The following is a 3,347-nucleotide window of genomic DNA, read 5'->3' as shown; positions in this document are numbered from 1 at the left end:
GCCTGCGCGCCCTCTATGGCGATCCGCTCTTCACGCGCACGGGCCGGGGGCTGACGCCCAGCCTGCGGGCGCGCGAGCTGCGGCCTGTCATCGGCGAGGCGCTGGACAAATGCCGGCAGAGCCTGTCGCTGGCGCGTCCGGGGGCGGCGGGCTTTGCCGGCAGGTCGGTCACGCTGGGCCTGTCGGATGATTTCGAGATCGCCCTGGGGCGGGACGCGATCCGTGCGTTGGCCCAAAGCGCGCCGGGCCTGCGCATCATCTTCCGGCAAACCCACAGCCGACTGGCTGCCGACATGCTGATGGCGCGCGAAGCGGACTTGGTGATCGCCTCGGGCGGACTGGCCGCGCATGCCTTGCAGCGCGTGACGGTCGGCCAGGGCGGCTATGCCTGCCTGCTGGATCCCGCCAGCCTGGCGCCGGGGCAGACCACCCTGTCGCTGGAGGAATTCGTCCGCCGCCAGCACGTGCTGGTGTCGTCCGGCGGATTCATCGGCGTGGTGGATGAAGTGCTGCACGGGCTGGGGCTGACGCGCCGGGTGCAGGCCTCGACCACGCATTTCTCGGCGTTGGCCTTCCTGCTGCCGGGCAGCGATGCCCTGTCGACCTTGCCCGCCCACGCGGCGCGCGGTCTGGCTGCCGCTTCTGGCTTGCGCATGCTGCCTTGTCCGGTGGCAATGCCTGGGTATGCCATCGAAATGGGCTGGCGCCCCGACGCCTTGCGCGACGAGGCGGTGGCCGCGGCCAGGCGCGGCTTGCTGGGTTTGTTGAACGGCTATGAATGGGAGCGCGCCGCCTAGGCGCGCGGCCTACTTGCGCCCGAACAGCCGGCCCAGCAGGCCGCGCGGCGCGGCAGCGGCCTGTTCCGCGGCCAGGGCGTTGTTCAAGGACAGCTCCTGGTACTGCGGTTTGCCGTTCTGTTGATAGGCGGCGGCAGCCTGGCGATAGGCCAAGGCGGACTCCGCGTGGCGCTTCATTTCGCCATAAGCCTGGCCGCGCGAAAACAGCGCCCAGCTGCGGTACTCCGGATCCATCGCGATCAGGCGGTCGCAGGCCGTCAGCGCTTCGTCGTGGCGCTTGGCCGCGATCAGCGCGTTGATGCGTTCGGCGTGCAAGGCGCCCTCATCGGGCCAGCGCGCCATCGCGCGGTCGGCGTCGGCCACCGCCTCGTCCGCCCGGCCCAAATGAGTCAGCGCTTCGATGCGGGCGCGGCGCCACTTCAACCAGTCTGGATCCAGCGAGATCGCCACCTCGGACAACGGCAGGGCTTCGTCGTGGCGTTCCAGCCGGTTCAGCATGTCAGCGGCGTTGCCGGGCAGGAAGTCGTTGTCCGGCGCCAGCTCGTAACCCCGCAAGTAGTACGCCAGCGCCTCATCCCAGTTGCGCTGGTCGCGCTGGGCGTTGCCGGCCACGAACAGCAGTTGGGCATCGCCGCTGTCCAGCGGGTCCAGCCCTTGCAGCGCCTGCTCGGCCAGTTCCGGATCGCGGCTGCGCACGTACTCGCGGGCCTGTTCCCTGCGGCCTTCCCAGCCGCTGTCCGAGAGCGCATCCAGACGCCGCCATAGCGGCACGGCCTCATCGGCGCGACCCAGCCGGTGCAGGGAGCGCGCCTTGCCTTCCAGGGGCCAGTCCCAGTCGGGCTGGCGGCGCAGCAGACTGGTCCATTCCTCGACCGCGTCTTCATGGCGTTCCAGCGCTTGCAGGCACGAGGCGCGGTTGTGCTGGATGGCGTTCTGCTCGCCCAGGATGGCGCGCGCACGGTCGAACATCGCGATGGCGTTGCGCAGGTCGCCCAGGCTGCGATAGGTGTTGCCGGCGTCATACAGGAACATGCCGTTGCCCGGCGCCAGCGTGGTCGCGCGCCGGAAATGGGGCTCGGCCTCGGCGTGGCGTCCGGCATTGGCCAGGTTGGACGCGATATAGCAATGCGGCGCGCCGGCGGACGGACGCAGTTGCGCGGCGCGGGTCCAGCATTCGATGGCCTGGTCCAGGCGGCGGTCGTTGATCAGCAGATAGGCCTGCGCCATCAGCAGCCCGAAGTGCGAGGGCGCACGCTGCTGGGCGTCGCGCAGGATGCGCCAGGCTTCCTGCCGTTCGCCCGCGTTATAGAGCGCGGTGGCCTGGACGCGAATGGCGTCGCCGCAATTCGGGTCCAGCGCCAGCGCCCGGTCCAGGTCGGCCTGGCGCGCCGCGTGGGCGTTGCGCTTGTCGTGATAGCGGGCCCGCAGCGCCCACATGAGGGCCGAGGCGGGCTGCTCGCGCAGCCCCTGTTCGCACAGCGCCAGCATTTGCGCGTGCTCGTCGCCGTCGTCGGCGCGATGGATGGATTCGATCAGGCTGGACATGCGCGGGATTCCGTGTCGGGGCGCGTCAGGGCGCGGAAGCGCCGGCTTCGTGGCGGCAGCTATAGGGACGGTCGGCGCGCGGGATGTCGTCGCTGCCGCACTGCCAGCGGCGCACGCCGCCGCCTTTCTTTTCCGAGCGCAGTTCGGGCAGGTAGACCAGGTGCTTGCCGCCAAGCGCGGGTGCGTCGGCGGTGCCGGGCTCTCCGGCGATGGTGAAACGCAGCACGCCGTTGACTGGATTCAGGCTCAGCGCGCTGAAGCCGCTGCTTTTCAGCGACTCCGGGGTGACGCCGAGCGCCGCCATGTCCGGGGCGTAGGCCCCGGTGCGGCGGTAGTGGTTTTCGGCCAGCATGCGCACCGGTTGCGACACCAGGTCCAGGCGGATCACCTCGGCGCGCAAGGGGTTGTCTTCCTGCTTCGAGTCCATGACGATGGCGCCGATGATCATGCCGCCCGCCACCAGCGCCAGCACGCCCAGCACGGTGAAGATGAATTTGCCCGCGCCCGTGATGGAGCGGGTCTTGGCGATGGCGGGCCGGATGGCCCGCGGATCCGCCCGGCTGGACACCACGTAGCTGCCCGAGATCCAGTTATGCATGGCGCGTTCACCGAAGATGGTCCGCTGGATGCGATAGAAGATGCCGGGCAGGGCAAGGTTGAGTACGTACTTCATCAAGTGCCGCCAGCTGGCGCGCAGGACGCCGGGGTTGTCGCCGTTGCGGTTCACGACGCGCAGCTTCAGCAGCCGCTTGCCCGGAGACCCGCCGCCCCAGGCGTCCATCAGCGCCGGCAGCATCAGGCCGAGGAAGCCGGCGGCCATGGCCAACAGGACAGGGCGCGGATCGCCGGCCAGCGATTCATAGGTCAGGTTGGCGGCCGTGCTGAATCCGATCATCGCCGCCACCATCACGGCGGCGTCGATCGCGGTGGCGCCCAACCGCGGCCAGATGCCGGGGAAGACCGGCGCATTGCCGGCGCGGGCCGGGGCGGGCTTGGCGGCTTTCG

Annotated in this window: 3 protein-coding genes; 1 reads left to right on the top strand and 2 read right to left on the bottom strand. The window is 70.1% G+C overall.

The window, feature by feature from the left end; all coding sequences use genetic code 11:
• The coding region (locus tag VIR09_RS01990) for a LysR substrate-binding domain-containing protein (RefSeq protein WP_332011319.1) at nt 1-797 on the top strand (797 nt) is incomplete at its 5' end.
• 9 nt (nt 798-806) lie between these two features.
• On the opposite strand, the gene VIR09_RS01985 is transcribed toward VIR09_RS01990, so the two are convergent.
• Nucleotides 807-2,342, bottom strand: coding sequence for a tetratricopeptide repeat protein (locus tag VIR09_RS01985; RefSeq protein WP_332011318.1), 1,536 nt, complete (start codon nt 2,340-2,342; stop codon nt 807-809).
• A 25-nt stretch (nt 2,343-2,367) separates the two neighbouring features.
• Nucleotides 2,368-3,347, bottom strand: a 980-nt coding sequence (locus tag VIR09_RS01980; RefSeq protein ID WP_332011317.1) for an RDD family protein, incomplete at its 5' end; no start/stop codon positions are given.

Origin of the sequence: Achromobacter sp. (genome assembly GCF_036567245.1) — a bacterium.
Classification (GTDB): Bacteria; Pseudomonadota; Gammaproteobacteria; order Burkholderiales; family Burkholderiaceae_B; genus Achromobacter.
This window is presented reverse-complemented; position numbering and strand designations above follow the sequence as displayed.

Excerpts from the sequence above, each read along its gene's own strand:
- VIR09_RS01985 (WP_332011318.1), bottom strand. The coding sequence starts at position 2,342 with ATGTCCAGCCTGATCGAATCCATCCATCGCGCCGACGACGGCGACGAG.